The 24074-nt window shown below is 71.2% G+C and carries 27 protein-coding genes; 16 read left to right on the forward strand and 11 right to left on the reverse strand.

What is annotated here, in order from left to right; all coding sequences use genetic code 11:
• Window positions 1–173: 173 nt before the first annotated feature.
• From infA to truA, 7 genes are all read left to right on the forward strand, one after another.
• A complete protein-coding gene (gene infA, locus ACSMXR_RS22720; RefSeq protein WP_003956442.1) occupies window positions 174–395 on the forward strand; it encodes a translation initiation factor IF-1 in 222 nt (73 codons plus the stop codon).
• Window positions 396–454: 59 nt separating this feature from the next.
• A complete protein-coding gene (gene rpmJ, locus ACSMXR_RS22725; RefSeq protein ID WP_003956441.1) occupies window positions 455–568 on the forward strand; it encodes a 50S ribosomal protein L36 in 114 nt (37 codons plus the stop codon).
• A 194-nt stretch (window positions 569–762) separates the two neighbouring features.
• A complete protein-coding gene (gene rpsM / locus ACSMXR_RS22730) occupies window positions 763–1143 on the forward strand; it encodes a 30S ribosomal protein S13 (protein WP_003966938.1) in 381 nt (126 codons plus the stop codon).
• 104 nt (window positions 1144–1247) lie between these two features.
• Window positions 1248–1652 carry a 30S ribosomal protein S11 gene (gene rpsK / locus ACSMXR_RS22735; protein WP_003956432.1) on the forward strand — a complete coding sequence of 135 codons (405 nt, stop codon included), beginning with the start codon at window positions 1248–1250 and terminating at the stop codon, window positions 1650–1652.
• 137 nt (window positions 1653–1789) lie between these two features.
• Window positions 1790–2812 carry a DNA-directed RNA polymerase subunit alpha gene (locus ACSMXR_RS22740; protein WP_003966937.1) on the forward strand — a complete coding sequence of 341 codons (1023 nt, stop codon included), beginning with the start codon at window positions 1790–1792 and terminating at the stop codon, window positions 2810–2812.
• A gap of 257 nt (window positions 2813–3069) precedes the next feature.
• A complete protein-coding gene (gene rplQ / locus ACSMXR_RS22745; RefSeq protein WP_030628623.1) occupies window positions 3070–3573 on the forward strand; it encodes a 50S ribosomal protein L17 in 504 nt (167 codons plus the stop codon).
• Window positions 3574–3662: 89 nt separating this feature from the next.
• Window positions 3663–4517: a tRNA pseudouridine(38-40) synthase TruA gene (gene truA / locus ACSMXR_RS22750; protein WP_137232470.1), complete on the forward strand. Its 855-nt coding sequence runs from the start codon at window positions 3663–3665 to the stop codon at window positions 4515–4517.
• Window positions 4518–4558: 41 nt separating this feature from the next.
• Here truA and ACSMXR_RS22755 read toward each other — a convergent pair whose 3' ends face one another.
• Window positions 4559–5407 carry a hypothetical protein gene (locus ACSMXR_RS22755; protein ID WP_381852262.1) on the reverse strand — a complete coding sequence of 283 codons (849 nt, stop codon included), beginning with the start codon at window positions 5405–5407 and terminating at the stop codon, window positions 4559–4561.
• Between the two features lie 67 nt (window positions 5408–5474).
• Here ACSMXR_RS22755 and ACSMXR_RS22760 point away from each other — a divergent pair, with 67 nt between their 5' ends.
• From ACSMXR_RS22760 to glmM, 4 genes are all read left to right on the forward strand, one after another.
• Complete coding sequence (locus ACSMXR_RS22760) at window positions 5475–7094, forward strand: ABC-F family ATP-binding cassette domain-containing protein (RefSeq protein WP_137232468.1); 1620 nt, start codon at window positions 5475–5477, stop codon at window positions 7092–7094.
• 319 nt (window positions 7095–7413) lie between these two features.
• On the forward strand, window positions 7414–7857 hold the full coding sequence (gene rplM, locus ACSMXR_RS22765; RefSeq protein WP_003966932.1) for a 50S ribosomal protein L13: 444 nt from the start codon (window positions 7414–7416) through the stop codon (window positions 7855–7857).
• Window positions 7858–7901: 44 nt separating this feature from the next.
• Window positions 7902–8429 (forward strand): 30S ribosomal protein S9, encoded by a 528-nt coding sequence (rpsI, locus tag ACSMXR_RS22770; protein ID WP_014154572.1) that lies wholly within the window; start codon window positions 7902–7904, stop codon window positions 8427–8429.
• A gap of 282 nt (window positions 8430–8711) precedes the next feature.
• Window positions 8712–10070 carry a phosphoglucosamine mutase gene (gene glmM / locus ACSMXR_RS22775; RefSeq protein WP_473169790.1) on the forward strand — a complete coding sequence of 453 codons (1359 nt, stop codon included), beginning with the start codon at window positions 8712–8714 and terminating at the stop codon, window positions 10068–10070.
• 121 nt (window positions 10071–10191) lie between these two features.
• Here glmM and ACSMXR_RS22780 read toward each other — a convergent pair whose 3' ends face one another.
• The 8 genes from ACSMXR_RS22780 to ACSMXR_RS22815 all read right to left on the reverse strand — a co-directional run bounded on the left by ACSMXR_RS22780 (window position 10192) and on the right by ACSMXR_RS22815 (window position 18044).
• On the reverse strand, window positions 10192–11295 hold the full coding sequence (locus ACSMXR_RS22780; protein WP_218525074.1) for a PP2C family protein-serine/threonine phosphatase: 1104 nt from the start codon (window positions 11293–11295) through the stop codon (window positions 10192–10194).
• 35 nt (window positions 11296–11330) lie between these two features.
• On the reverse strand, window positions 11331–12326 hold the full coding sequence (coaA, locus tag ACSMXR_RS22785; protein ID WP_137232465.1) for a type I pantothenate kinase: 996 nt from the start codon (window positions 12324–12326) through the stop codon (window positions 11331–11333).
• Between the two features lie 172 nt (window positions 12327–12498).
• Complete coding sequence (locus ACSMXR_RS22790) at window positions 12499–13497, reverse strand: CU044_5270 family protein (RefSeq protein ID WP_473169791.1); 999 nt, start codon at window positions 13495–13497, stop codon at window positions 12499–12501.
• A complete protein-coding gene (locus ACSMXR_RS22795) occupies window positions 13485–14120 on the reverse strand; it encodes an RNA polymerase sigma factor (RefSeq protein ID WP_218525072.1) in 636 nt (211 codons plus the stop codon). The genes ACSMXR_RS22790 and ACSMXR_RS22795 overlap by 13 nt, the downstream gene beginning before the upstream one ends.
• 122 nt (window positions 14121–14242) lie before the next feature.
• Window positions 14243–15841 (reverse strand): M16 family metallopeptidase, encoded by a 1599-nt coding sequence (locus ACSMXR_RS22800; RefSeq protein WP_473169792.1) that lies wholly within the window; start codon window positions 15839–15841, stop codon window positions 14243–14245.
• Window positions 15842–15848: 7 nt separating this feature from the next.
• On the reverse strand, window positions 15849–16796 hold the full coding sequence (locus ACSMXR_RS22805; protein ID WP_364888906.1) for a hypothetical protein: 948 nt from the start codon (window positions 16794–16796) through the stop codon (window positions 15849–15851).
• 217 nt (window positions 16797–17013) lie between these two features.
• Complete coding sequence (locus ACSMXR_RS22810; protein ID WP_381852246.1) at window positions 17014–17205, reverse strand: DUF397 domain-containing protein; 192 nt, start codon at window positions 17203–17205, stop codon at window positions 17014–17016.
• Window positions 17202–18044 carry a helix-turn-helix domain-containing protein gene (locus tag ACSMXR_RS22815; RefSeq protein ID WP_266487033.1) on the reverse strand — a complete coding sequence of 281 codons (843 nt, stop codon included), beginning with the start codon at window positions 18042–18044 and terminating at the stop codon, window positions 17202–17204. The genes ACSMXR_RS22810 and ACSMXR_RS22815 overlap by 4 nt, the downstream gene beginning before the upstream one ends.
• A 141-nt stretch (window positions 18045–18185) precedes the next feature.
• On the opposite strand from ACSMXR_RS22815, the gene ACSMXR_RS22820 reads away from it, so the two are divergent.
• Window positions 18186–18605, forward strand: a complete 420-nt coding sequence (locus ACSMXR_RS22820) for an ATP-binding protein (RefSeq protein ID WP_473169793.1) — start codon at window positions 18186–18188, stop codon at window positions 18603–18605.
• A gap of 302 nt (window positions 18606–18907) precedes the next feature.
• Complete coding sequence (locus ACSMXR_RS22825; protein WP_473169794.1) at window positions 18908–19831, forward strand: hypothetical protein; 924 nt, start codon at window positions 18908–18910, stop codon at window positions 19829–19831.
• A gap of 28 nt (window positions 19832–19859) precedes the next feature.
• Here the strand turns inward: ACSMXR_RS22825 and ACSMXR_RS22830 are convergent, their stop codons facing one another.
• Window positions 19860–20387: a hypothetical protein gene (locus ACSMXR_RS22830; protein WP_137232456.1), complete on the reverse strand. Its 528-nt coding sequence runs from the start codon at window positions 20385–20387 to the stop codon at window positions 19860–19862.
• 200 nt (window positions 20388–20587) lie between these two features.
• Here ACSMXR_RS22830 and ACSMXR_RS22835 point away from each other — a divergent pair, with 200 nt between their 5' ends.
• The 3 genes from ACSMXR_RS22835 (at window position 20588) to ACSMXR_RS22845 (ending at window position 23707) form a co-directional block, all read left to right on the forward strand.
• Window positions 20588–21958, forward strand: a complete 1371-nt coding sequence (locus ACSMXR_RS22835; protein ID WP_473169795.1) for a BTAD domain-containing putative transcriptional regulator — start codon at window positions 20588–20590, stop codon at window positions 21956–21958.
• Between the two features lie 136 nt (window positions 21959–22094).
• Complete coding sequence (locus ACSMXR_RS22840; RefSeq protein WP_030084361.1) at window positions 22095–22445, forward strand: YciI family protein; 351 nt, start codon at window positions 22095–22097, stop codon at window positions 22443–22445.
• Window positions 22446–22450: 5 nt separating this feature from the next.
• Window positions 22451–23707, forward strand: a complete 1257-nt coding sequence (locus ACSMXR_RS22845) for an RNA polymerase sigma factor (RefSeq protein WP_473169796.1) — start codon at window positions 22451–22453, stop codon at window positions 23705–23707.
• A gap of 19 nt (window positions 23708–23726) precedes the next feature.
• Here the strand turns inward: ACSMXR_RS22845 and ACSMXR_RS22850 are convergent, their stop codons facing one another.
• The gene (locus tag ACSMXR_RS22850) at window positions 23727–24065 is read right to left on the reverse strand and encodes a hypothetical protein (RefSeq protein WP_137232453.1); all 339 of its coding nucleotides are present in this window, start codon (window positions 24063–24065) and stop codon (window positions 23727–23729) included.
• Between the last annotated feature and the right edge of the window lie 9 nt (window positions 24066–24074).

Raw genomic sequence — 24074 nt, forward strand, 5'->3', positions numbered from 1 at the left:
TGCAACCCTTCCGGTAGGTCTAAGGATCACCGGGAGTGGGCAAACTTGACGGATTCGTCTTTTGGAGTCCGCTGACGTAGACTGACTCGTCGGCTCTCGTGCATCAGTGTGCCCGTATGCGGCACTCCGGTGAAACAGGAGCCGATCAAGGTAGCCGATTCGAAGGGCGAAGCGTGGCCAAGAAGCAAGGTGCCATCGAGATTGAGGGCACCGTGATCGAGTCCCTCCCGAACGCAATGTTCAAGGTGGAGCTCCAGAACGGTCACAAGGTCCTGGCGCACATCAGCGGCAAGATGCGGATGCACTACATCCGTATCCTCCCCGATGACCGGGTTGTGGTGGAGCTCTCTCCGTACGACCTGACGCGTGGCCGGATCGTCTACCGCTACAAGTAGATCTTGCCGGCACCCCGTTTCGGCGGGTGATGGCACTGACCCGGAGAACCTGACATCCCATGAAGGTCAAGCCGAGCGTCAAGAAGATCTGCGACAAGTGCAAGGTGATCCGCCGTCACGGTCGGGTCATGGTCATCTGCGACAACCTGCGCCACAAGCAGCGCCAGGGCTGACGCACGACCGCCTGCATCTCGCAGTTCTTCGCGCGACGCACGTAATACGTACATACGCAGAGCCCGTCCAAGCCACGGCTGACGACACCTCCGGCGGGGGCCGGGGACCCGGACGTACCACTGCTCCTCAGGAGCGGTCGGCGGTCGGGAGTGGCACTGCGGAAGACCCCCGATCTAACAACTGGAGCCATTGAATGGCACGCGTTTCAGGTGTTGACATCCCGCGCGAAAAGCGCGTGGAGGTTGCCCTCACCTACGTCTTCGGTATCGGGCGCACCCGGTCCAAGGAGATCCTCGCCTCCACCGGCGTGAACCCGAACACCCGCGTTCGCGACCTGGCCGAGGAAGACCTCGTCAAGATCCGCGAGCACGTGGACGCCAACCTCCGCACCGAGGGTGACCTCCGCCGTGAGGTCCAGGCGAACATCCGCCGCAAGGTCGAGATCGGCTGCTACCAGGGCATCCGCCACCGTCGTGGCCTGCCCGTCCACGGTCAGCGCACCAGCACGAACGCGCGTACCCGCAAGGGCCCGCGTCGCGCCATCGCCGGTAAGAAGAAGCCGGGCAAGAAGTAGTCCTCAGCGGACGCACTGCGGACCTCCGGTTCCCCGGAACCCGCAGCAACCAGCGGTCTTCGCTGTAGGACCGATCACCTCCCCTCTCCATCTGGAGTCAAGACATGCCCCCCAAGGGTCGTCAGGGCGCAGCCAAGAAGGTGCGTCGCAAGGAAAAGAAGAACGTCGCTCACGGCCACGCGCACATCAAGAGCACGTTCAACAACACCATCGTCTCGATCACGGACCCCTCGGGCAACGTGATCTCTTGGGCCTCCGCCGGCCACGTCGGCTTCAAGGGCTCGCGCAAGTCCACCCCCTTCGCCGCGCAGATGGCCGCCGAGTCGGCCGCCCGCCGCGCGCAGGAGCACGGCATGCGCAAGGTCGACGTCTTCGTCAAGGGTCCCGGCTCCGGCCGTGAGACCGCGATCCGCTCGCTCCAGGCCACCGGCCTGGAGGTCGGTTCGATCCAGGACGTCACCCCGACGCCGCACAACGGCTGCCGTCCGCCGAAGCGTCGTCGCGTCTGACCCGCTACGGCCGGTGACGGCCGTGCGTCAGTAGCGCCGGGTCCGGGCGGTACACCTCTTACGGGGCGTACCGCCCGTACCCTTGTTACATCTGTCGGGCATCAAATAGTGGGTGCCCACGACTGAAGGATCACCGCATGCTTATCGCTCAGCGTCCGTCGCTGACCGAAGAGGTCGTCGACGAGTTCCGCTCCCGGTTCGTGATCGAGCCGCTGGAGCCGGGCTTCGGCTACACCCTCGGCAACTCCCTCCGCCGCACCCTCCTCTCCTCGATCCCCGGTGCCGCTGTCACCAGCATCCGGATCGACGGTGTCCTGCACGAGTTCACCACCGTGCCGGGCGTCAAGGAGGACGTGACCGACCTCATCCTCAACATCAAGCAGCTGGTCGTCTCCTCGGAGCACGACGAGCCGGTCGTGATGTACCTGCGCAAGCAGGGCCCGGGTCTGGTCACCGCCGCCGACATCGCGCCCCCGGCCGGTGTCGAGGTGCACAACCCCGACCTCGTTCTCGCCACGCTCAACGGCAAGGGCAAGCTGGAGATGGAGCTGACCGTCGAGCGCGGTCGCGGCTACGTCTCCGCCGTCCAGAACAAGCAGGTCGGCCAGGAGATCGGCCGGATCCCGGTCGACTCCATCTACTCGCCGGTGCTCAAGGTCACGTACAAGGTCGAGGCGACCCGTGTCGAGCAGCGCACCGACTTCGACAAGCTGATCGTCGACGTCGAGACCAAGCAGGCCATGCGTCCCCGTGACGCCATGGCGTCGGCCGGTAAGACCCTGGTCGAGCTGTTCGGTCTGGCGCGCGAGCTCAACATCGACGCCGAGGGCATCGACATGGGCCCGTCCCCGACGGACGCCGCTCTCGCCGCCGATCTGGCTCTGCCGATCGAGGAGCTGGAGCTCACGGTCCGTTCGTACAACTGCCTCAAGCGCGAGGGCATCCACTCCGTGGGTGAGCTCGTGGCGCGTTCCGAGGCGGACCTGCTCGACATCCGCAACTTCGGTGCGAAGTCGATCGACGAGGTCAAGGCGAAGCTGGCCGGTATGGGCCTCGCGCTGAAGGACTCGCCTCCCGGCTTCGACCCGACCGCCGCGGCGGACGCCTTTGGCGCCGATGACGATGCGGATGCGGGTTTCGTGGAGACCGAGCAGTACTGATCGCCTCCGGCGGGGGTGCCCGGGTTTCCTGGGTGCCCCGTGCCGGGATGAGGCTTTGTCCTCAATCGCCGGACGGGCTTGAATTTGGCTGATGTCCGGCGCGAACGTCGGACGGGCTTGAATTTGGCTGATGTCCGGCGCGAACGTCGGGCGGGCTTGAATGCCGTCCGGCAGCTATGACTTCCGTGAGGCGTCCGCCTTGCGGGAACTGACATCGGTACCTGATACGGCCGGTGCAGCACACAAGGAGAATCACCATGCCGCGTCCCGCCAAGGGTGCCCGTCTGGGCGGCAGCGCCGCGCACGAGAAGCTGCTCCTCGCCAACCTGGCGAAGTCGCTGTTCGAGCACGGCCGCATCACGACGACCGAGGCCAAGGCCCGCCGCCTGCGCCCCGTCGCCGAGCGCCTCGTCACCAAGGCGAAGAAGGGCGACATCCACAACCGTCGCCTGGTGCTCCAGACGATCACGGACAAGAGCGTCGTCCACACGCTCTTCACCGAGATCGCTCCCCGGTACGAGAACCGCCCCGGTGGTTACACCCGTATCACCAAGATCGGCAACCGTCGTGGCGACAACGCCCCGATGGCCGTCATCGAGCTGGTCGAGGCGCTGACCGTGGCCCAGCAGGCCACCGGTGAGGCCGAGGCCGCGACGAAGCGTGCGGTCAAGGAAGACGCCCTCAAGAAGGACGAGGCCCCCGCGGCCGAGGCCGTCGAGGACGCCAAGCCGGCCGACGACGCGGAGTCCAAGGACGCCTGAGCGTCTTAGCGACCACGGGACGGGCCCGCATCACCCTTCGGGGCGGTGCGGGCCCGTTTCGCTGACCAGGGTGTGGAGAGGGAGACGCGGTGAGTGACGAGGCCGAGCCCGGTTTCGTACGGGTACGACTGGACCTGTCCTACGACGGCAAGGACTTCTCCGGCTGGGCGAAGCAGACCAGCCGGCGCACGGTGCAGGGCGAGATCGAGGACGCGCTGCGGACCGTGACCCGCTCGGCGGTGACGTACGACCTGACGGTGGCGGGGCGCACGGACGCCGGGGTGCACGCGCGCGGCCAGGTGGCCCATGTGGATCTGCCGGAGGCGGTCTGGGGCGAGCATGAAGAGAAGCTGCTGCGGCGGCTGGCCGGGCGGCTGCCGCTGGACGTACGGATCTGGCGCGCGGCTCCCGCTCCGGCGGGGTTCAACGCCCGGTTCTCCGCGCTGTGGCGGCGGTACGCGTACCGCGTCGGCGACCGGCCCGGTGGCGTCGATCCGCTGACGCGTGGTCATGTGCTGTGGCACGACCGGCCGTTGGACGTGGACGCGATGAACGAGGCGGCCGCGCTGATGGTCGGCGAGCACGACTTCGCCGCGTACTGCAAGAAGCGCGAGGGCGCGACGACCATCCGTACGCTCCAGAAGCTGAGCTGGGTACGGGACGAGGAGTCCGGGGTCCTCACGGCGACCGTGCAGGCGGACGCGTTCTGCCACAACATGGTGCGGGCCCTGATCGGGGCGGCGTTGTTCGTCGGCGACGGGCGGCGGCCGGCCTCCTGGCCCGCCGAGGTGCTGGCCGCGAAGGTGCGCGATCCCGGGGTGCATGTGGTGCGGCCGCACGGGCTGACGCTGGAGGAAGTGGCGTATCCGGCGGACGACTTGCTGGCGGCGCGGGCCGAAGAGGCCCGGAACGTACGGACGTTGCCGGGGGCGGGCTGCTGCTGATCCCCGATCCCCGATCCCCGACCGCCCGGACTCCGGTCGGGTCAGCTGTTGGGTTCCGCCGCGGCCTGGGAGGCCTGGAGCTGGCCGCGGCGGTGGATCTGGCGGAAGGCGAAGTTCGTGAGGTCCTTGCTGACCGCGTAGACGTCCTTGTCGGCGGTGGTGACCCGCTTGCCGTTCAGGAAGCCGCCGACGCTGAAGTAGGCGTAACGGCCGTAGGAGTTGGCGGTGCGCAGGCAGACCGTGCCGCCCCGGCAGAAGGTGTCGACGCCCCCGCCGCTGAGGGAGGCGAGGCCGCCCGAGGCCTGGTCGGCGGTCTTCTTCGCGCGGGCCTCCGTCTCGAAGACGGCGATGCCGACGGTGACGGCCACCCCGTCCTTGCGGTAGGTGGCCCGGATGAGCTGGGTGCAGCCGTTGTTCGCGAGGATCGAGCCGAGGGCGCCCTGGGTGCCGTTCGCGCAATTCGCTGAGCTGCTCGTCGCGCCCTTGAGGTGGACGCGGTCGCCCATCGTGAGCTTCTTGCCGGGGAAGAACCCGTCGACGGTGATCGGCGCCTTGTCCTTCTCGGCGCTCGATATGAACTCCTTGGGGTCCGGCGGGGGCGGCGGTGCGACCGAGGAGAAGGAGGGCTCGGGCGCCGAGGTGTCCTCGGGGAGCTCGGCGGGTGCGGGCAGTTGGCTCGCGTTCTTGTCGGCCTTGCCCTTGCCGCCGTTCGATGTGACCACGGCCGTGGTCACGATCGCGCCGATCGCCACGGTGGCCAGCACGCCGCCGCCGATCATCAGCAGTTTCTTCCGGCGGGCGCGCGCCGCGGATTCCTCCGCCAGCGCCGCCCAGTCCGGAGTCCCGTCGCCCCCGGGCCCCCAGGAGGCCCCCCCTTGCCCAAAGCTCATGCGCGCAGTTTAGGGCTATCGGTAAACCGGTTGGGTCAGAGCTTCGCGGACCGTGACAATGCTCTGTATGGGACATCTCGAAGCAGGCCACCTGGAGTACTACCTACCGGACGGGCGGGTGCTGCTCGGCGATGCCTCGTTCCGGGTGGCCGACGGGGCCGTCGTCGCGCTCGTCGGGGCGAACGGGGCGGGCAAGACGACCCTGCTGCGGCTGCTGGCCGGTGAGCTCCAGCCGCACGGCGGCACGGTGTCGGTGAGCGGCGGCCTCGGTGTGATGCCGCAGTTCGTGGGCTCGGTGCGGGACGAGCGGACCGTGAGGGACCTGCTGGTGTCGGTGTCGCAGCCGAGGATCAGGGAGGCCGCGAAGGCCGTCGACGCGGCCGAGGAACGCATTCTCACCGTCGACGACGAGGCCGCGCAGATGGCGTACGCGCAGGCGCTGAGCGACTGGGCGGAGGCGCGCGGGTACGAGGCCGAGACGGTCTGGGACATGTGCACCATGGCCGCGCTGGGCGTCCCGTACGAGAAGGCGCAGTGGCGCGAGGTGCGCACGCTCAGTGGCGGTGAGCAGAAGCGGTTGGTGCTGGAGGCGCTGCTGCGCGGGCCCGACGAGGTCCTGCTGCTCGACGAGCCGGACAACTATCTGGACGTGCCGGGCAAGCGGTGGCTGGAGGAGAAGCTGAAGGAGACCCGTAAGACGGTCCTCTTCGTCTCCCACGACCGGGAGCTGCTGTCCCGGGCCGCCGAGAAGATCGTCAGCGTCGAGCCGAGCCCGGCGGGCAGTGACGTCTGGGTGCACGGTGGCGGCTTCGCCACGTACCACGACGCCCGCAAGGAGCGGTTCGCGCGCTTCGAGGAGCTGCTGCGGCGCTGGCAGGAGGAGCACGCCCGGCTGAAGGCGCTCGTCCTGCGGATGCGGCAGCAGGCGGCGAACAGCCCCGACATGGCCAACCGCTACCACGCGATGCAGACCCGCTTCAAGAAGTTCGAGGAGGCCGGGCCGCCGCCGGAGCCGCCGCGCGAGCAGGACATCAAGATGCGGCTGCGCGGCGGGCGGACCGGGGTGCGGGCGGTGACCTGCAAGAACCTGGAGCTGACCGGGCTGATGAAGCCGTTCGACCTGGAGATCTATTACGGGGAGCGGGTCGCGGTCCTCGGTTCCAACGGGTCGGGCAAGTCGCACTTCCTGCGGCTGCTGGCGGGGGAGCCGGTGGCGCACACGGGGGAGTGGAAGCTCGGGGCGCGGGTGGTGCCGGGGCACTTCGCCCAGACGCACGCGCATCCGGAGCTGCTGGGGAAGACCCTGGTGGAGATCCTCTGGTCGGAGCACGCCAAGGACCGGGGCGGGGCGATGGGGGTGCTGCGGCGGTACGAGTTGGAGCGGCAGGGGGACCAGGACTTCGAGCGGCTGTCGGGTGGGCAGCAGGCGCGGTTCCAGATCCTGCTGCTGGAGCTGGCGGGGACGACGGCTCTGCTGCTGGACGAGCCGACGGACAACCTGGACCTGGAGTCGGCGGAGGCGTTGCAGGACGGGCTGGAGGTGTACGACGGGACGGTGATGGCCGTCACGCACGACCGGTGGTTCGCGAAGTCGTTCGACCGGTATCTGGTGTTCGGGTCGGACGGGGTGGTGCGGGAGAGTTCGGAGCCGGTGTGGGATGAGCGGAGGGTCGAGCGGGTGCGGTGAGCTTGGCGTGCGGCGCCGTTGCGGGGGCGCTGCCCCCGGGCCCCCGCGCCTCAAGCGCCGGCGGGGCTGGGTGGGGTGCGGCGGGGCTGAGAAAGCAGGGGCGTTTTGACCTGTGTGGGGGGCGGCCGGTAGGGTTCAGGTTTGTTATACGTATTGGCTTCGTCGTTCTCACGCGAAGGGCCTTACGTAGGTTCCCTGGAGCAGTTACCAGTGGCTCGCATACGGGCAGCGTCCCCGGCATTGTGAGCCTCAGCTGCATGATCGCTTCAGAGGTGCCGTGTGTCTGGATCCCATCCACTGAAGAAGCGAAGGCTGCGAAGTGCGTACGTACAGCCCCAAGCCCGGCGATGTCACGCGCCAGTGGCACATCATTGACGCTCAGGACATCGTCCTGGGCCGTCTGGCCACCACGGCTGCGAACCTCCTCCGAGGCAAGCACAAGGCGATCTACGCCCCCCACATGGACATGGGCGACTTCGTCATCATCATCAACGCCGACAAGGTTCACCTGTCCGGCAACAAGAAGACCCAGAAGATGGCGTACCGCCACTCCGGCTTCCCGGGCGGTCTCCGTTCGGTGCGCTACGACGAGCTTCTTGCGAAGAACCCCGAGAAGGCCGTCGAGAAGGCCATCAAGGGCATGATCCCCAAGAACACCCTGGGCCGTCAGATGCTCTCGAAGCTCAAGGTCTACGCGGGCGACCAGCACCCGCACGCTGCTCAGCAGCCGGTCCCGTTCGAGATCACCCAGGTCGCGCAGTAGTTCCGGCCACCCCCTAAGACGTACAGAAAGATCTGAGGAGAATCGTGGCCGAGACCACTGTTGAGACCCCCGTCGAGGGCACCGAGGGCGAGGAGACCTTCGCCGAGGTCACCACCTTCGAGTCCGAGGTCCCCGTCGAGGGTGAGTACACCTCCGAGTCGCTCGCGGGCCGCTTCGGCGACCCGCAGCCGGCGGCCGGCCTTGGCCGTCGCAAGAACGCCATTGCCCGCGTCCGGATCGTTCCGGGCACCGGCAAGTGGAAGATCAACGGTCGCACCCTTGAGGACTACTTCCCCAACAAGGTGCACCAGCAGGAAGTCAACGAGCCCTTCAAGGTGCTCGAGCTCGACGGCCGCTACGACGTCATCGCCCGCATCTCGGGTGGCGGCGTCTCCGGTCAGGCCGGCGCCCTGCGCCTCGGCGTGGCCCGCGCGCTGAACGAGGCGGACGTGGACAACAACCGCGCCACGCTGAAGAAGGCCGGCTTCCTCTCCCGCGACGACCGTGCGGTCGAGCGCAAGAAGGCCGGTCTCAAGAAGGCCCGTAAGGCCCCGCAGTACAGCAAGCGCTAAATATCGCCTGCTCGACTGTCACGTTCGCCCCGGCGGCACGCTCTGTGCTGCTGGGGCGTTCGTTTATCAGCCCCCGCGGGCGTATAACGGCATAAGACGTTCATCGGCCCGCACGGGACCGCGAACCGGTGAGCGCTGTCGCGCATCTCGCAGGTCGGTCGCGCCACGCCATCCGACGTGCCCTTTTGCGTTTTTGCGTTGCTTTCGTTGCATGTGTTGTTTGGTTGCCAGTTCGTTTGCTGTGCAGTGGTTTGTGGTTTCGGAGCACTTCGGAGGACACCAGTGGGACGACTCTTCGGTACGGACGGAGTACGCGGTGTCGCCAACGCCGATCTGACGGCCGAGCTCGCGCTCGGACTCTCGGTCGCGGCGGCGCACGTCATCGCCGAGGCGGGCACCTCCGCGGGCCATCGCCCGACCGCCGTGGTCGGACGTGATCCGCGGGCATCCGGAGAGTTCCTGGAGGCCGCCGTCGTGGCGGGCCTGGCCAGCGCCGGTGTGGACGTGCTGCGCGTCGGCGTGCTGCCGACGCCCGCGGTGGCGTATCTGACCGGCTCGCTCGGCGCGGACATCGGCGTGATGCTCTCCGCCAGTCACAACGCGATGCCCGACAACGGCGTCAAGTTCTTCGCGCGCGGCGGCCACAAGCTCGCCGACGAGCTGGAGGACCGGATCGAGACGGTCTACGAGCAGCACCGCACCGGCGCGCCGTGGAACCGCCCGACCGGCGCCGGCGTGGGCCGGGTCACCGACTACACGGAGGGCTTCGACCGTTACGTCGCCCACCTGATCGGCGTCCTGCCCAACCGGCTCGACGGCCTCAAGGTCGTCCTGGACGAGGCGCACGGCGCCGCCGCCCGGGTCTCGCCCGAGGCGTTCGCGCGGGCCGGGGCCGAGGTCGTCACCATCGGGGCCGACCCGGACGGCCTGAACATCAACGACGGCTGCGGCTCCACCCACCTGGAGCTGCTGCGCGCCGCCGTCGTCGAGCACGGGGCCGACCTCGGCATCGCGCACGACGGTGACGCCGACCGCTGCCTCGCCGTGGACGCGGCGGGCGAGGAGGTCGACGGCGACCAGATCCTCGCGGTGCTGGCCCTCGCGATGCGGGACGCCGGTCAGCTGCGCAAGGAGACCGTCGTCGGCACCGTGATGTCGAACCTCGGCTTCAAGCTGGCCATGGAGCGCGAGGGCATCCGGCTCGTCCAGACGGCGGTCGGCGACCGGTACGTCCTGGAGTCGATGAAGGCCGAGGGCTTCGCGCTCGGCGGCGAGCAGTCCGGGCACGTCATCGTCCTGGACCACGCCACGACCGGCGACGGCACGCTGACCGGCCTGATGCTGGCGGCCCGCGTCGCCGCCACCGGCCGCAGCCTCACCGAGCTGGCCGGGGTCATGCGGCGCCTGCCGCAGGTCCTCATCAACGTCCCCGACGTCGACAAGACCCGGGTGAACACCTCTGCCGAGCTGGCCGCAGCGGTCGTCGAGGCGGAGCGCGAGCTCGGCGAGACCGGGCGCGTGCTGCTGCGCCAGTCGGGTACGGAGCCGCTGGTGCGGGTCATGGTCGAGGCCGCCGACATCGAGCAGGCCCGGGCCGTCGCCGGCCGGCTGGCCGATGTGGTGAAGTCCGCGCTGGGCTGAGGCGTAGCGTCCCACGGCACGAGCCCCCGGCCCGGATCGCCGGGGGCTCTGCCGTGGGCCCGGAGCGGCGCGCTCACGCCCGGAGGAGGAGGCGTGCTCAGGTCCGGGCGAGGAGGCGCGCTCACGTCCGGGGCAGGGCGGGGCGGGTTACGGCGATCATGGCGGCGTCGTCGTTCAGGTGTCCGCCGACGTGGTGCAGCAGATCGCGCCGGAAGCGGTCGAGGAAGGCGTCGGGGTCGCTCTCGCGCCACCCGGTGATGCGGTCGGTGAGCGGGTAGAAGGCGCCGGTGGCGTCGCGTGCCTCGGTGACGCCGTCCGTGTACAGCAGCAGGACGTCTCCCGGCTCGAACGGGAAGCTCTCGACGTGGTAGCGCGGATGTGCCAGTTCGCCCAGGCCCAGCGGGGGCGCGGGCCGGCGGGCTTCCATCGTCGTCGGCCGGCCGTCGCGCAGGACGACCGGCGGCGGGTGCCCGCAGGAGACCATCCGGACCGGGCCGCTCCGGTCGGGGATGTCCACGACGGTGGCGGTGATGAAGGTTTCTCCGAAGCGGCCCGCCTCGCCCGGTTCCACCAGGTCCCAGCACACGCTGCGGTCGAGGTAGGTCACCAGTTCGGGCAGGCCCGCCCGGCGGTGGGCGGCGACGCGAAAGGCGCCGAGCAGCAGGGCGGCGTCATTGACCGCGGTCATCCCCTTGCCGCGCACATCGCCGATGATCAGCCGGGTGCCGGAGCCGGTGCGCACCGCGGCGTACAGGTCTCCGCCGATCCGGGCCTCGGCCTCCGCGGCGAGGTAGAGGGCGGCGGCGCGCAGGGGGCCGAGCTTCCCGGGCAGCGGGGGCAGGACCACACGCTGGGCGGCCTCGGACACGTACCGCACCTGCGTCAGCTCCTTCGCGCGGCGCTCCCGTACGACGCAGAAGATCACCAGGCTCGCGCCGACCAGGATCAGGGCGATGATCTGTGCCTCGTGGTTGGCCGAGAACAGCTCATCGGGATCGCGGATGATCCCGATGAGCGTCTGCGCGAGGACCGCCAGTGCGGCGACCAGGCCCACGGTCCGGGGCCCGCCGAACGACGGTGTGATCGCCGGGGCCGCGACGAGCAGCGGACCGAGATGGATGTCGGGCGGCGCGAAGACATCGATCACGAACACCGCGACGATCCACGCGATCGGGATGGTGACCAGCGCCCACCGAGGGCGGGGTCCTGCGCGGCGCCGGGACATGCTTCCTCTCTACACCGCCCCTGCCCGGTTCGCACTCAGAGCTTGCGCAGGGACAGCTTCCGGACCTTGTGGTCCGGGCCCTTGCGGAGCACCAGGGTGGCGCGGCCGCGCGTCGGGGCGACGTTCTCCAGCAGGTTCGGTTTGTTGATGGTCCGCCACATGGTGCGCGCGTAGTCCAGCGCCTCCTCCTCGGAGACCTGGGTGTACTTGCGGAAGTACGAGGACGGGTCCTGGAACGCCGTGGCGCGCAGCTTGCGGAAGCGGTTCAGGTACCAGGTCTCGATGTCCTCGGCGCGGGCGTCCACGTACACGCTGAAGTCGAAGTAGTCGGCGAGCCCGACCCTGGTGCGGCCGTCGCTGCCGGGGAGCGCGGGCTGGAGGACGTTGAGGCCCTCGACGATGAGGATGTCGGGGCGGCGTACGGTGAGCCGTTCGCCGGGGACGATGTCGTAGATCAGGTGGGAGTAGACGGGCGCGGTCACCTCGTCCTTGCCCGCCTTGATGTCGGCGACGAAGCGGGTCAGGGCGCGCCGGTCGTAGGACTCCGGGAACCCTTTGCGCGAGGTCAGCCCGCGCGCCTGGAGCTCCTTCATCGGCAGCAGGAACCCGTCCGTGGTCACCAGCTCGACCCGCGGGTGCTCCGGCCAGCGGGCCAGCAGCGCCTGGAGGATACGGGCGCTGGTGGACTTGCCGACGGCGACACTGCCCGCGACCCCTATGACGAACGGGGTACCGCGCTGCGCGCCGTGGCCGTTCCCGGCGTCCCCGAGGAAGGTGTTCAGCGCGCCGCGCAGCCCGGAGGTGGCCTGGACGTACAGGTTGAGCAGCCGGGAGAGCGGCAGATAGACGTCCCGCACCTCGTCCAGGTCGATGACGTCCCCGAGCCCCCGCAGCCGCTCCACCTCGTCGGCGGTCAGCGGCAGCGGCGTCTTGTCCCGCAGGGCGCTCCACTCGTCGCGCGAGAGGTCGACGTAGGGGGTCGGCGCAGGCTCGGTGCGACGCTGGGGGCTCCGTGCGGGTGAGGTGATCACCTGTTCATTGTTGCGGGAGTTTTAACGGAGCGGGGGGTGGGGTCGGTCACGTGGGTGCCGGGGCGGTGCGGGCCGCGCCCCGGATACGGCCGCGGCCCCGGTGTCCGCTCCCCTGTGCCGGACACCGGGGCCGCGCCCGGGCTTCGTACGAGGCGTACGGGCTGTCGTACGGTCAGGGCTTCCGGCCCTTGGCGTCGACGACGGCCGCCCTGGTCCTCGCGATGTCGATCAGGACGTCGCCGCGCCGGTAGACCGTGGACGGCAGGCCGTGGGGGTCGGAGATCTCGTGTGTCCTGGTGACGACGTCACGTTCGCCCGCGTAGCTGTAGTCCACCGGGTCGATGAGGATCTCGCGCCGGGTGTTCCCCTGGTCGTGGTCGCGGGTCACGGCGATGACCTGGCGGCCGGAGGCGTCCCGGATCAGGTGGTCGGTCACCTCCACGCCGTCGACCGTGGCCATCGCCCGGTAGATCCTGGCCAGCGCGTCGGGCGGGATCGGGTACGACTCCAGCAGTACCGACAGGGCGCGGAAGCTGTGCTCGTCCTCGGCCTCGGGGGCGCCGTCGGGGCCGCTGCCGGTGGGGAAGACCTTCCGCAGCTTCGCGAGGAGCGCCTCGGGGTCCTCCGGCAGGCCGGCGGCGAGCCGGTAGGACGCGCGGGCCGTCTGGTAGTCGGTGTCGGACGCGTCGTTCTCCGCGGCCTTGTCGTCGTACGGGATCCAGGAGTCCGGGGTGTAGGTGGGCTGCACCTTCTTCCGGATCTCGGCCGGCAGCTCCGCCCACTGCCTCTCCTGCTGGGCATCCACCTCCCGGAGGTAGATCCACTGGTCGGAGCGCGGCTCCAGAGGGACCTCCTGCCGGTCCAGGAAGTCGGCGGCCCGCCCCAGGGCGGCGGCCGGGCCGGACAGGTCGAGGTCGCCCGCCACGGTCGCCGGTCCCGACTGCCGGGGGTCCGAGGTGTCGACGACCTGGGTGACGAAGAGCGCCGCAGCGGTGATCGCCACCACCGCGCCGAGCGAGGCGATCCGCCAGTCGGCCCGCGCCCGGAAGGTGCTGCGGCGGCCCGTGCCCGCGATGGCGTCGGTCAGCCGCTCGCGGCCCGGGGCGAGGGCGGCACGGTCGGGTACGGGGGCGTCGGCGCGCAGCTCCCGCAGTCGGGTCATTTCGTCCATGACGGGGTCAGCTCCTGTTCGGCCGAGACGAACGCGGGGTCGGTGCTCAGGGACGCGCGGACCTTGCGGCGGGCCCGGTTCAGCCGGGACCTCACCGTGCCGAGCGGTATCCGGAGCGCCTCGGCCACCTCCTGGTAGCCGAGGTCCGCCCAGGCGACCAGCAGCAGAACGTGCCGGTCGCCGGGCGAGAGCGCGGCAAGTGCCCCCGCGAGGGGCGCCTGGACGGCGATCCGGTCGTCGGAGCGGTCGCTCCAGGACGCGGCGACCGGGTCGTGCCCCGTCCGGGCCAGCGCCTTCAGCGCGCGCACCTCGGTACGGCGGTGCTTGCCGATCAGGTTGGCCGCGATGCCGTACAGCCAGGGCCGGGCCAGCCGGTGGGCGGTGTCGTAGCGGTCCCGGGTGCGGAACGCGATGAGGAACGTCTCGGCCGTGATGTCGTCCGCCGCGCCCTCCCCGAGGCGGCGGGCGGCGTAGCGGTGGATGTCCGGGGCGTGCCGGTCGTACAGCCCGGCGAACAGCTCGGGCTCGTCGAGGGACTGCGTGATGACGTCGGCGTCGTCCCTGCCGTCGTCTCTCCCGTCACGTTCGGTGCCCGGGCGGGCCGGAGGTGGTGGTCCGGTCACTGCGCCTCCAGGGTGCGTCGGTCGGTGTGGCTGTCACCCCTGTTGCCCGCAGTGGGCGGAAAGGTTCACGGGCGGCCCGTGGAGCGGGAAGGCCGGGCCGCCGCCCTGCCCGGCCCCGCCCCTCAGCCGCGTCCCGGGCGCAGCGAGCGCAGCATCCCCAGCGCGCGGTCCTTCAGCCCGCCGCGTCGTTCGGCCGGCTGCGGGATCCCGTCCGGGTCGCGCTCCGGCATCGGGACGACGGCGGCGGCCGGGACCGCCGCGTCGATGACCGCCATCCGGTCCGGGGTGAGCTTGGCGTACAGCGTCGGCTCCACCTCCACCACGAACGCGTCGAAGCCGATGAGGTGCCGGGCCCCGTCCGGGAAGACGCGCATCGCGGCGCACGCGTCGTACCGTACGGAGATCCGCCCGTGGGGGGTGACCAGGGTGACGGCCTCCGGTCCGACGGCCAGGCTCACGGCGTCGCTCGCCCGGGACCGGTGCACGGTGCCCGCCGGGTCGGGGCCGGACGACGGGCCCGACCACTGGGGCGCCTCGCTGAAGCCCGCCCAGTCCACGGCCCGCCCCGGCACCTGGATCAGCGCGGAGTCGTACAGTTCGCGGGCCACGTCGCGCAGGTCCTCGACGGTGACGTCGGCCAGGAGCGCCCGGTGCTCGTCCGGGGTGAGGTTCTCGTGCCCCGTGAGCATGTTCAGCGCGTACGAGGGGAGGGCGGCGGCGCCGAGGTCCGGGATCTCGTACTGCTTGAGGAACTTCGCCCGCGCCGAGTCCAGTTCGGCCTGTTCGATGGTTCCGGCCCGCAGCCGGGCCAGGACGTCGATGAACCCGCCGACCACCGCGTCCTGCTTCTGCGGCAGCGCGTCCGCGTAGGCGGTGACGGTCGCGTGGTCGTTGTCGCGCGGGTGGTAGCCGCAGTCGGCGGTGTAGGAGTAACCGCCCTTCTGCCGCAGGTCGGTGAAGAGCGCCCGGCTCAGCACCTCCGCGAAGAGCGAGGCCGCCGTGCTGCGCCGCACGATGCCGTCCAGGACCACTCCGCCGCTGCCGCCCGTGAGGTAGGCGGGGGTGACGGGCAGGGCCGAGGTGGGCGCGGGCAGCGGCTGTCGCCGCCCGGCGGGCAGGGTCAGGTCCAGGCCCTCCGGCACGGTGTCGCCGGTCATCCACAGGACCGCGTTGTCCCGGGTGAACCAGGTCGCGGCCCAGTCGCGCACCGCGTCGGCCGTCAGGTGCAGGGTGCCGTACTCCGGGTAGCTGACGAGGCCGTAGCCCCGGGCCCCGTAACGCCACAGCGGCAGTTGGTGGTTGGGGCCCCGGCTGCGGCCCGCCTGCTCGGTGCGCAGGATCTCCCGCTCGGTGGCGAGGCGTTCGACCGGCAGGTCGCGCAGGGAGGCGCAGACCCCGTTGAGGTAGGCGACGACCTCCTCGGCGGTGCCGGAGACCACGAAGTGGGTGTGGGTGGCGGCGGTGGACCCGTTGTAGTGCAGGTCCGAGACGCCGTGCCGGTGCAGCGCCAGGTGCTCCACGAGGTGGGTGAGGCCGGCCGTGGCCAGCGTCTCGTCGGCGGCCCCGACCCGGAAGTACAGCCCGGCGGTGACCGGGCCGCCGCCGGACGTGGGCGCGAGCAGGGTCGGGATGCGGTCGACCTCGGTGCTGGTGATGAACCCGGAGCCGGTGGTTATGTCGTCGGGAGTCACGGCGGCGGGGCCGTCGGTCTGCTGTGTCATCGTCGGTTCAGCCCTTCGCCATCGCGCGTCTGCGGTGCTTGAGGAATTGCACTTCCCGGTCGCCCCAGTAGCCCCAGGGGTACTCGGTGGCCTTGTCCCCGAGCGTGCGGAAGAACGGGGCGGCCTCCCGGTGGTGACCGCCCAGGCTCAGCGCGCCCGCGAAGTCGTTGTGGTCGCCCACCCAGTGGAAGCCCGGCCGGTAGTCCGGGTGCCGTACGGAACGGTCGGCCGCGGCCAGGACCTCGTCGCGGACCTCCGTCGCGCGCAGGTAGTCGCTGGGCCGGTCGTCGCTGTCGTCCAGCCAGCGTTCCAGGTGCGCCTGCGCCACCAGCCGGCCCGTGTGGCTTCCGGCCGGGGCCGCCGCCGTGCACTCCCGGGCGAAGCCGAACGCGTCCTCCCAGCGCCCGCCCCACTTGGGGCACAGCTGCTGGAGCAGCAGGATCTGGCCCTGGATGTGGTGCGGGTGGTGCTCCGCCAGCCGGTCGTACCGCCGTCGCGCCTCGCTCGCCCCGAGCTCAAGACCCCGGGCGGTCGTCAGCCGGGACGTCCACGCGAGGGCGTACGCGGGTTCGTCGGCGCACACGCCGATCAGCAGCTGCTCGGCCCGCCGCAGCCAGCCGTGGAACTGCTGGAACTGCTCCCGCGACACGTGCTCCGCCGTGTACCCGCTGCGGATGTCCCAGCCGACGACGATGTAGCGCGCGGCGAGCAGTGTGCGGGCCAGCGGCGATCCGTGGTCGGCGACCGCGCGTTCCAGGAAGCGTTCGGAGGAGCTGAGGTCGGCGACGAGGTTCGCGGCCACGGCCCGCTCGTCCTCGTCGTCCAGGAAGTCGAAGTACGCCTCCACGGTGTCCCAGTCGTTCCCGCGTACGGCGGTGCGGAGGTCCACGAGGGAGGGGATCTGGCGGCAGAGGTCGAACTCCGCGCGGATCAGTTCGGGGGCGGTCGGAGACACGTCGGTCCTTGGATTCGGGCTGCGGACGCGACCGGTGGGGGGCCGGGCGCGGGCAGTGCGCGCGGCGTGTCGACGAATGGGCAGGTGGAGGCGGTGGGGACGAGCGGCGGGGCGATCGGAACGGGAGGCTAGCACCCGGTGCGCGGTGTGCGCCGGGGAGTTTCGCGCGGGCCGGTCCCCCCGGAGAGCCCAGGGGGACCGGCGGTACGGACGGGGCTCAGGCCTCCGACGCGTACGTGACGAAGTCGTTCCAGGCGGCCGGGGTGAAGCCGAGGTGGGGGCCGCCGGTGGGGAGTTGCTTGGAGTCGCGTACGTGGACGGTGGTGGGGGCGGTGGCGACCTCGACGCAGTCGGGGCCGTCGTTGGTGCTGTAGCTGCTCTTGAACCAGATCAGCTCGGGGGTGCTCATGTCTCTCCCAGCAGTTTCTCGATGAATTCCCGCGACAGCCGGGGCGTGAGGGCCTGCGACCGGATGAGGTTGTAGCGCATCTCCAGGATCTGCACCTGCCTCGGATCGGTGATCAGCCCGCTGATGAGCTGAACCTCGTTGTGCCCGACGGTCTTTCCGTCCTTGAGCTTAAGGATGCGGTGTGAGCCACCGAGGCCCGCGTGCTCTTCCGCCTCCGTCGGCATGACCTGGATCTCGACATGCCGCAACTGGCTCAGCTCAAGCAGGTGTTCGAGCTGGCGTCGCAGGACCATTCTGCCCCCGGTCCGCCGCCGGAGCGTCGCCTCTTCCTGGACAAAGGTCAGCAGCGGAGCGGGGCGGCGGTCGAAGACCACCTGCCGGGCCATCCGAGCGGCCACCAGGCGCTCGATGTCGTCCTCCGCGTACGCGGGCCGCCGCTGTGCGTACAGCGCGCGGGCGTACTCCTCCGTCTGGAGCAGCCCGTGGATCACCACCCCGGCATACGCGCCGAGCTCGATCGCCTCCGCCTCCAGCTTCGCCAGGTCGCGGACCTTCCTCGGATACCGCGCCTCCTCCACGTCCTTCTTCATCGCCGAGACCTTGCCGTTCGCCCCGACGGCTGCGTCCGTTTTATCTAGGAACTCCGGCTTGGGAATGCGCTTCCCGCCCTCGACCTTGAAGACGAGGTTCTCGCTGTACCCGATGATCGAGCCCAGCTCGGCGGCGCGTAACCCGGCTTCCTCGCGCCACAGCTTGATCTGCCGGCCCACGGCCGCGATGACCGCGCCGGAGTCGTCCTCCAGGCCGAACTCCCGGTCCTCTTCGGTTCCGTCGATCATCTGCCGTCCCGCCTTCATCCCGTGCGCCCGCGCGGCGGGCACCGTACGTACGGGGACAGGCCTGTACACACCAGGGACAGTGACGGTCCGTACCCGTGTCAGTCCTTCTCAGCGTAGATACGGGCGGCCACGCTGAGTGACGTGAACCGAAAAATCACCCACCCGCGTGCACGCACCGGACAGTTCGCCGTGCAGCTCTCCGCCACCCGCCGGGGCGCCCGGCTCGCCCGCCTCCTCGCCACCGAGCAACTGCGTTCCTGGGGGCTGCCGCTGGAGGACGCGAGCCTCGTCATCGGCGAGCTGGCCACCAACGCGGCGCTCCACGGATACGTCCCCGGGCGCGACTTCCGCATCCTGCTCAGTGTGTACGGCGACGTGCTGCGGATCGAGGTCGCCGACACGCGGGGTGACCGCCTCCCGGAGAAGCGGGATGCGGGCGCCGACTCCGAGGGCGGGCGCGGGCTGTTGCTCGTCGAGGCGTTGTCGGTGCGGTGGGGTACGGAACACGGGCCGTTCCCGCGCAAGACGGTCTGGGCCGAGGTGGCGCTCACCGGATCGTGACGGTCGCGATCCGGTGGGGTGGGAGAGGTCGCCGGGAGCGTGGGGCACCGCGTCGCGGTCCGCCGCGACGCGGTGACCCACGACGTAAAGGCTTTTAAGTACTTGTCTTTGAGTACGGGAGAAATAACCCGACCCAACCCCCTGGTCACTCGCATGGGTGAAGTGTGCCAACCGGGCTGGATTTATGACCTGTTGGCGGGCATATGCTCACGTTGACCACAACATCAGACATTGAGACGGCCCCCGGCCGGGACTGGCATCCCGACCGAAGGCCTGACCAACGAGGAAGCGGAGACTTCCCGATGGATACCCAGCAGGTTAGCGCGCCCCCGCGCGCCCCGTCCGCCGGTGTCGTACACATCAACATCCGGCTCACCGACGGCTACACGATCATCTCCAACCGGCTCTCCCAGCACCGGGGCATGTCCCTGCTGGCGATCGGCCTCGGCACCCACATTCAGTCGCTGCCCGCCGGGCGGCGCGTCGGCGTCAAGGCGCTGGCCGCTATCTTCCCGGAGAGCGAGGTCCGTATCGCCGCCGCGCTACGGGAGTTGGAGCGGCACGGGTTTCTGCGCCGGACCCGGGAGCGCGGCTGCGGTGGCCGATTCGCCACGCGTACGGAGTCGTACAACCACCCGGAGGCGGCGGCCCGGGGCGCGGTGAGGGCGGTGCCGGAGGTCGCTCCTGTGCCCGTGCCCGTGGCCGTGACGGAAGCCGTGGCCGTGGCCGTGACGGAAGCCGTGCCCGTGTCTGAGCCCGTAGCAGAGCCCGCGCCCGTGCCCCGTCTCGTGCCGCCGCCCACCGCGCCCAAGCCGCCGCCCCGGCCGCTGCCCGTCCCGTGCGAGCCCAGCGCCGCGTTGTCCGCCGAGGCCGCGCGGCTGCTCGCCGGGCTGCACGTCGGCGCGCCCCTCTTCGTCCTCTCCGGGGCGGACGTGGAGCGGCTCACCCCGGGCGTCGCCGCCTGGCTGGAGCGCGGGATGCGGCCGGAGGCCGTACGGGCGGCGCTCACCGATGATCCGCCCGTACCCCTCCGGCACCCGGCGAAGCTGCTGCGGCACCGGCTCATCGCGCTGCTGCCGCCGCCCCGGGCCGCCGCCGTGCCCGTCGTGCCCCTCCAGACCTGCGACGACTGCGACCGCGCCTTCCGGTCGTCCGTGCCGGGGTGCTGCGGGGAGTGCCGCGAGATCCGTGCGTACGGCGGCGAGCCGTCCCTGCTCAGTGCGTGAGGTCAACGGCCCGCCGCCCAGCTCCCGTTCAGTCGATCTGCGCGCAGACGTCGGTCTTGGACAGCACCGCGCCGGTCACCGTCTTGACGCGGTCCGCGCTCCACTGGAGCTTGTAGGCGCCGTTGACCAGCCACATGCCCCGGGGCAGATTGCCCTCGCCCACGCCGAGCAGCACCGGGCCGAGGATGTGCCAGCGCTGGGCCCCGTCGGCGTACTCGTCGATCAGGGCGACACCGCTGGAGTCGGCGTCGTAATAGGCCCCGGTCTCCTTGTTCGTCACCCGGACCACGAGGTCGCCCTTGTAGATGCTGCGCGTCACGTCCTCGGCGGGCGCGGGCAGTTCGCGGCGGACGACCTCGTCCACGATGGGCTCGCCGTGGATGGGGAAGGCACACCGCTCTCCCGCCGGTACGTCCCACGGGTCCGAGGGGGCCGGTTCCCAGCCGGATCCCTGCGGAGCGGCCTTGGCCGGGGCCGCCGCCGCGACGGGGGCCGTGCCGAGCGCCACCACGGCCAGGCAGGCCGCGCCGAGAGCGCCGAGAACGATGCTGCGCATGTGAACTCTCCATAGGTCGGGATCGGGTGATCGGGTGATCGCGTGTTGCTCGTGGTGCTGTTCGTGCTGTGTTCGTGCTGTTCGCCGAAGGATGCTCCGGGGGGCTCACCAAAGACTCACCACGACGGACCCGCCACGACACAGGCGCAGATGTAGGCAAGGTCTGGCCTTGCGGGCGGCGGCAGTTGGATGCTTTGCCGATGGAATTCCAGTTGCTCGGACCCTTCGCCGCGCGGCACGGGGGGCGCCCCGTACTCGCGGGGCTGCGCCGCCAGGAGCGGTGCCTGCTGGCCGTCCTCCTCCTGGAGGCGGGCCGGACCGTACCCACCGGCCGGCTCATCGACCTGCTCTGGAACGGCGAGGCCCCGGCCGGGGCCCGTTCCACCGTGCACACGTACATCGGCAGGCTGCGCGCCTCCCTCGGGCCCGACGGCGTGCACCTGGAGACCCGCAACGACGGCTACTTACTCCGTGCCGACGACCATGTGATCGACACCCGGAACTTCGAGGACGGGGTACGGGAGGCCGCGGCGGCCGTGGACGACGAGGAGCGGGTGCGCCGCTACGACCGGGCGCTGGCGCTGTGGCGCGGCGAACTCCTCGCCGACGTCGCGGCCGACGCCCTGCGCGACCGGATCGGCCGGCGGCTCGCCGCGCTGCGGCTCTCGGCGGCGGAGGAACGCGCCCGGCTCCTGCTCTCGCTCGGGCAGTACGAGCGCGTCGCCGCCGAACTGCCCCCGCTCGCCGAGGAGCACCCCGAACGCGAACGCCTCGTCGCGGACAGCATGGTCGCCCTGCACCGCAGCGGCCGGTCGGCGGAGGCGCTCCAGCTCTACCGGGCCACGCGCAGCGCCCTGCGGTCCGCCTTCGACGCCGAGCCCGGCGAGGAGCTGCGCACCCTGTACGAACGGGTCCGCCGCGACGACCCGGCCCTGCGGCAGGCCGCGACGCCCACGTACGCCGTCCGGGTGCGCGGGGAGTGGCTGCCGTGGAACACCAGCGGCGATCCGGCCCTGGAGTTCTGCAACACCTACGCCGGGTGGGGCGGCGAACGGCGGGCCGGTTCGGAGTGGCTCTGCGGCTACCGCACGCTCGTGGTCTGGGCCGGGCACCTGGACCTCGTCGACGAACGTACGGTCGTCCGGCTGCTGCGCACCGCGGAGGAGCGGCCCGAGGAGGCGGGCGCCGTGCTGGCGGCGGCACGGGGGTTCCGGAGCGCGCTGTACGGGTGCCTCACGCAGGAGCCGGGCCCGGGTGGCGGCGGGGCCTTCGGCCGGGCCGCCGAGGTGATCCAGGAGGCCATGCGCCACGCGTCCTTCGTCCGGGGTGAGGACGGTCTCGGGCGCTGGAGACCCCATCCGGAGTCCGGGCTCCGGCTTCCGCTGTACGCCGTGGCCCAGCGCGCCGCGGACCTGCTCGCCCACCCGCGCCGCCTCACCGTCCGGGTCTGCCCGGGGAAGGACTGCGGGTGGCTCTTCCTCGACGCGGGCGGCCGCCGCCGCTGGTGCAGCATGGGCGTCTGCGGGCGGGCCGAGCCGGTGGGGGAGAGCCGGCGGGTGCCGTCGTGCTGAGGCCCGTGGAACCTTCCTGCCCAGGGTCTGCGAAAAAAGATGTCGGCGGCGTGTCGATCGGCGCCGGTCCCGTTCGTCGTCATCGTGTAGGGCGACCCGCACGGCGGGCGCGACACACAGGCGACAGGAGCCGATCATGAAGTACATGCTGCTGATCCACAGCGGGGCCGTCGACGAGCAGGGCGGTGCGCCCGAGTGCACCGTCGAGGACTGGATGGCCTACGACAAGGCCGTACGCGACGCCGGGATCCACGTCTCCGGGGAGTCGCTGGCCGATCTGGTGACCGCGACCACCGTGCGGGTCTCGCCGACGGGGGAGCGGACCGTGACGGACGGGCCGTTCGCCGAGACCCGGGAGCTGCTGGGCGGGTTCCTCGTGATCGACGTGCCCGACCTGGACGCCGCCCTCGACTGGGCCGCCCGCTGTCCGGGCTCGCGCGACGGCGGCTCGGTCGTCGTCCGGCCGGTCGCGGACTTCGGGGCCTGAGAACCGTGGCGGACGAGGACGCCCCGGCGGGGCAGGCCGGGGTCGCCGTCGAGGCGGTGTTCCGGGAGGAGCGCGGGCTGCTGCTCGCCTCCCTCGTCCGCCGGTTCGGCGACCTCGACCTGGCCGAGGAGGTGACGTCCGAGGCGATCGAGGCCGCCCTGCGGCACTGGCCCACCGAGGGCGTCCCCGCCCGGCCCGGGGCCTGGCTGCTGACGACCGCGCGGCGCAGGGCCGTGGACCGGCTGCGGCGCGACCAGGCGTACGCCGCCCGGCTCGCCGTCCTGCGGGCCGACGCGGAACGGGCGGAGGCCGTCGCGCCCGCGCCGGACGTCGCCGGTGAACTGCCCGACGACCGGCTCCAGTTGTTCTTCACCTGCACCCACCCCGCCCTCGCTGCCGAGGACCGCGCCGCCCTGACCCTGCGCTGCCTCGCCGGGCTCACCACACCGGAGGTGGCGCGCGCCTTCCTCGTACCGACGGCGACCATGGCCCAGCGCATCGTGCGGGCCAAGAAGAAGATCCGCGAGGCCCGCATCCCGTTCCGGGTGCCCGGCCCCGACGAACTGCCGGAGCGGCTGCCCGGAGTGCTCCAGGTCGTCTACTCGGTCTTCACGGAGGGGTACGCGGCCAGCTCCGGGCCCCGTCTCCAGCGGCTCGACCTGGCCGAGGAGGCGATCCGGCTGGCCCGGATACTGCACCGGCTGCTGCCCGCCGAGCGGGAGAGCGCCGGGCTCCTCGCGCTGCTGCTCCTGGTCCACGCCCGGCGCGACGCGCGGACCGGGCCGGAGGGCGAGCCGGTGCTGCTGGAGGACCAGGACCGGGGGCGCTGGGACCGGCCGATGATCGAGGAGGGGCGTGCCCTGGTCGTCCGGGCGCTGACCGGCGGACCGGCCGGGCCCTACGGGGTGCAGGCCGCCATCGCCGCCCTGCACGACGAGGCGGCGGACGTGGCGGGCACGGACTGGCCGCAGATCGTGGCCCTGTACGACGTGCTCCTCACGCTCACCCCGTCGCCCGTGGTGGCGCTCAACCGCGCCGTGGCGGTGGCGATGCGGGACGGACCCGAGGCGGGGCTCGCGCTGCTGGACGCGCTGGCCGAAGAGCCCCGGCTGCGGGCATACGCGCCGTACGCGGTGGCGCGCGGCGATCTGCTGAGCCGGCTGGGGCGGGACGGCGAGGCCGCCGAGGCGTACCGGGAGGCGCTGGAACGCGCGGGCACCGGGCCGGAGCGGGCCGCCCTGCGACGGAAGCTGGGGGAGTAGGGGGCGGTGTTGCCCGGCTCTACAACAGGACGAACACCACCGTCACCGCGAACGCCACCGCCAGCACCCCGTACAGGCCGGTCTTCCACTTCGGCATCTCGTACGTCTCACCGGCCAGGGCCGCCGCCCTGATCCTCGGCAGCTCCGGCTTGAGCGCCAGCACCAGCAGCGCCACGGCGAGCATCGAGGCGGAGAACATGATCAGCGCCTCCACCTCCGCGTGGTCGCGTACGCCGGCGGCGCCCAGGACGGTGATGCCGCCGAGGACGGGTGCGATCAAGGAGAGGAGCGTGGCCTTGCCGTTCCTGAAGGTGAAGTGGACCGCCGCGAGCAGCACCGCGGAGGTCGCCAGTGCCACGAGCCACCA

It is taken from the genome of Streptomyces sp. DSM 106670 (assembly GCF_055792845.1).

Bases quoted from the DNA above. Each gene is read 5' to 3' on its own strand.
- rpsM (WP_003966938.1), top strand. From the start codon at position 763: ATGGCACGCGTTTCAGGTGTTGACATCCCGCGCGAAAAGCGCGTGGAG.
- ACSMXR_RS22830 (WP_137232456.1), bottom strand. From the start codon at position 20,387: ATGCGCAGCATCGTTCTCGGCGCTCTCGGCGCGGCCTGCCTGGCCGTG.
- rpmJ (WP_003956441.1), top strand. From the start codon at position 455: ATGAAGGTCAAGCCGAGCGTCAAGAAGATCTGCGACAAGTGCAAGGTG.
- ACSMXR_RS22815 (WP_266487033.1), bottom strand. From the start codon at position 18,044: ATGATCGACGGAACCGAAGAGGACCGGGAGTTCGGCCTGGAGGACGAC.
- rplQ (WP_030628623.1), top strand. From the start codon at position 3,070: ATGCCGCGTCCCGCCAAGGGTGCCCGTCTGGGCGGCAGCGCCGCGCAC.
- ACSMXR_RS22790 (WP_473169791.1), bottom strand. From the start codon at position 13,497: ATGGACGAAATGACCCGACTGCGGGAGCTGCGCGCCGACGCCCCCGTA.
- ACSMXR_RS22825 (WP_473169794.1), top strand. From the start codon at position 18,908: ATGGATACCCAGCAGGTTAGCGCGCCCCCGCGCGCCCCGTCCGCCGGT.
- ACSMXR_RS22755 (WP_381852262.1), bottom strand. From the start codon at position 5,407: ATGAGCTTTGGGCAAGGGGGGGCCTCCTGGGGGCCCGGGGGCGACGGG.
- ACSMXR_RS22780 (WP_218525074.1), bottom strand. From the start codon at position 11,295: ATGTCCCGGCGCCGCGCAGGACCCCGCCCTCGGTGGGCGCTGGTCACC.
- ACSMXR_RS22840 (WP_030084361.1), top strand. From the start codon at position 22,095: ATGAAGTACATGCTGCTGATCCACAGCGGGGCCGTCGACGAGCAGGGC.
- ACSMXR_RS22740 (WP_003966937.1), top strand. From the start codon at position 1,790: ATGCTTATCGCTCAGCGTCCGTCGCTGACCGAAGAGGTCGTCGACGAG.
- ACSMXR_RS22835 (WP_473169795.1), top strand. From the start codon at position 20,588: ATGGAATTCCAGTTGCTCGGACCCTTCGCCGCGCGGCACGGGGGGCGC.
- rpsK (WP_003956432.1), top strand. From the start codon at position 1,248: ATGCCCCCCAAGGGTCGTCAGGGCGCAGCCAAGAAGGTGCGTCGCAAG.
- ACSMXR_RS22760 (WP_137232468.1), top strand. From the start codon at position 5,475: ATGGGACATCTCGAAGCAGGCCACCTGGAGTACTACCTACCGGACGGG.
- ACSMXR_RS22800 (WP_473169792.1), bottom strand. From the start codon at position 15,841: ATGACACAGCAGACCGACGGCCCCGCCGCCGTGACTCCCGACGACATA.
- ACSMXR_RS22810 (WP_381852246.1), bottom strand. From the start codon at position 17,205: ATGAGCACCCCCGAGCTGATCTGGTTCAAGAGCAGCTACAGCACCAAC.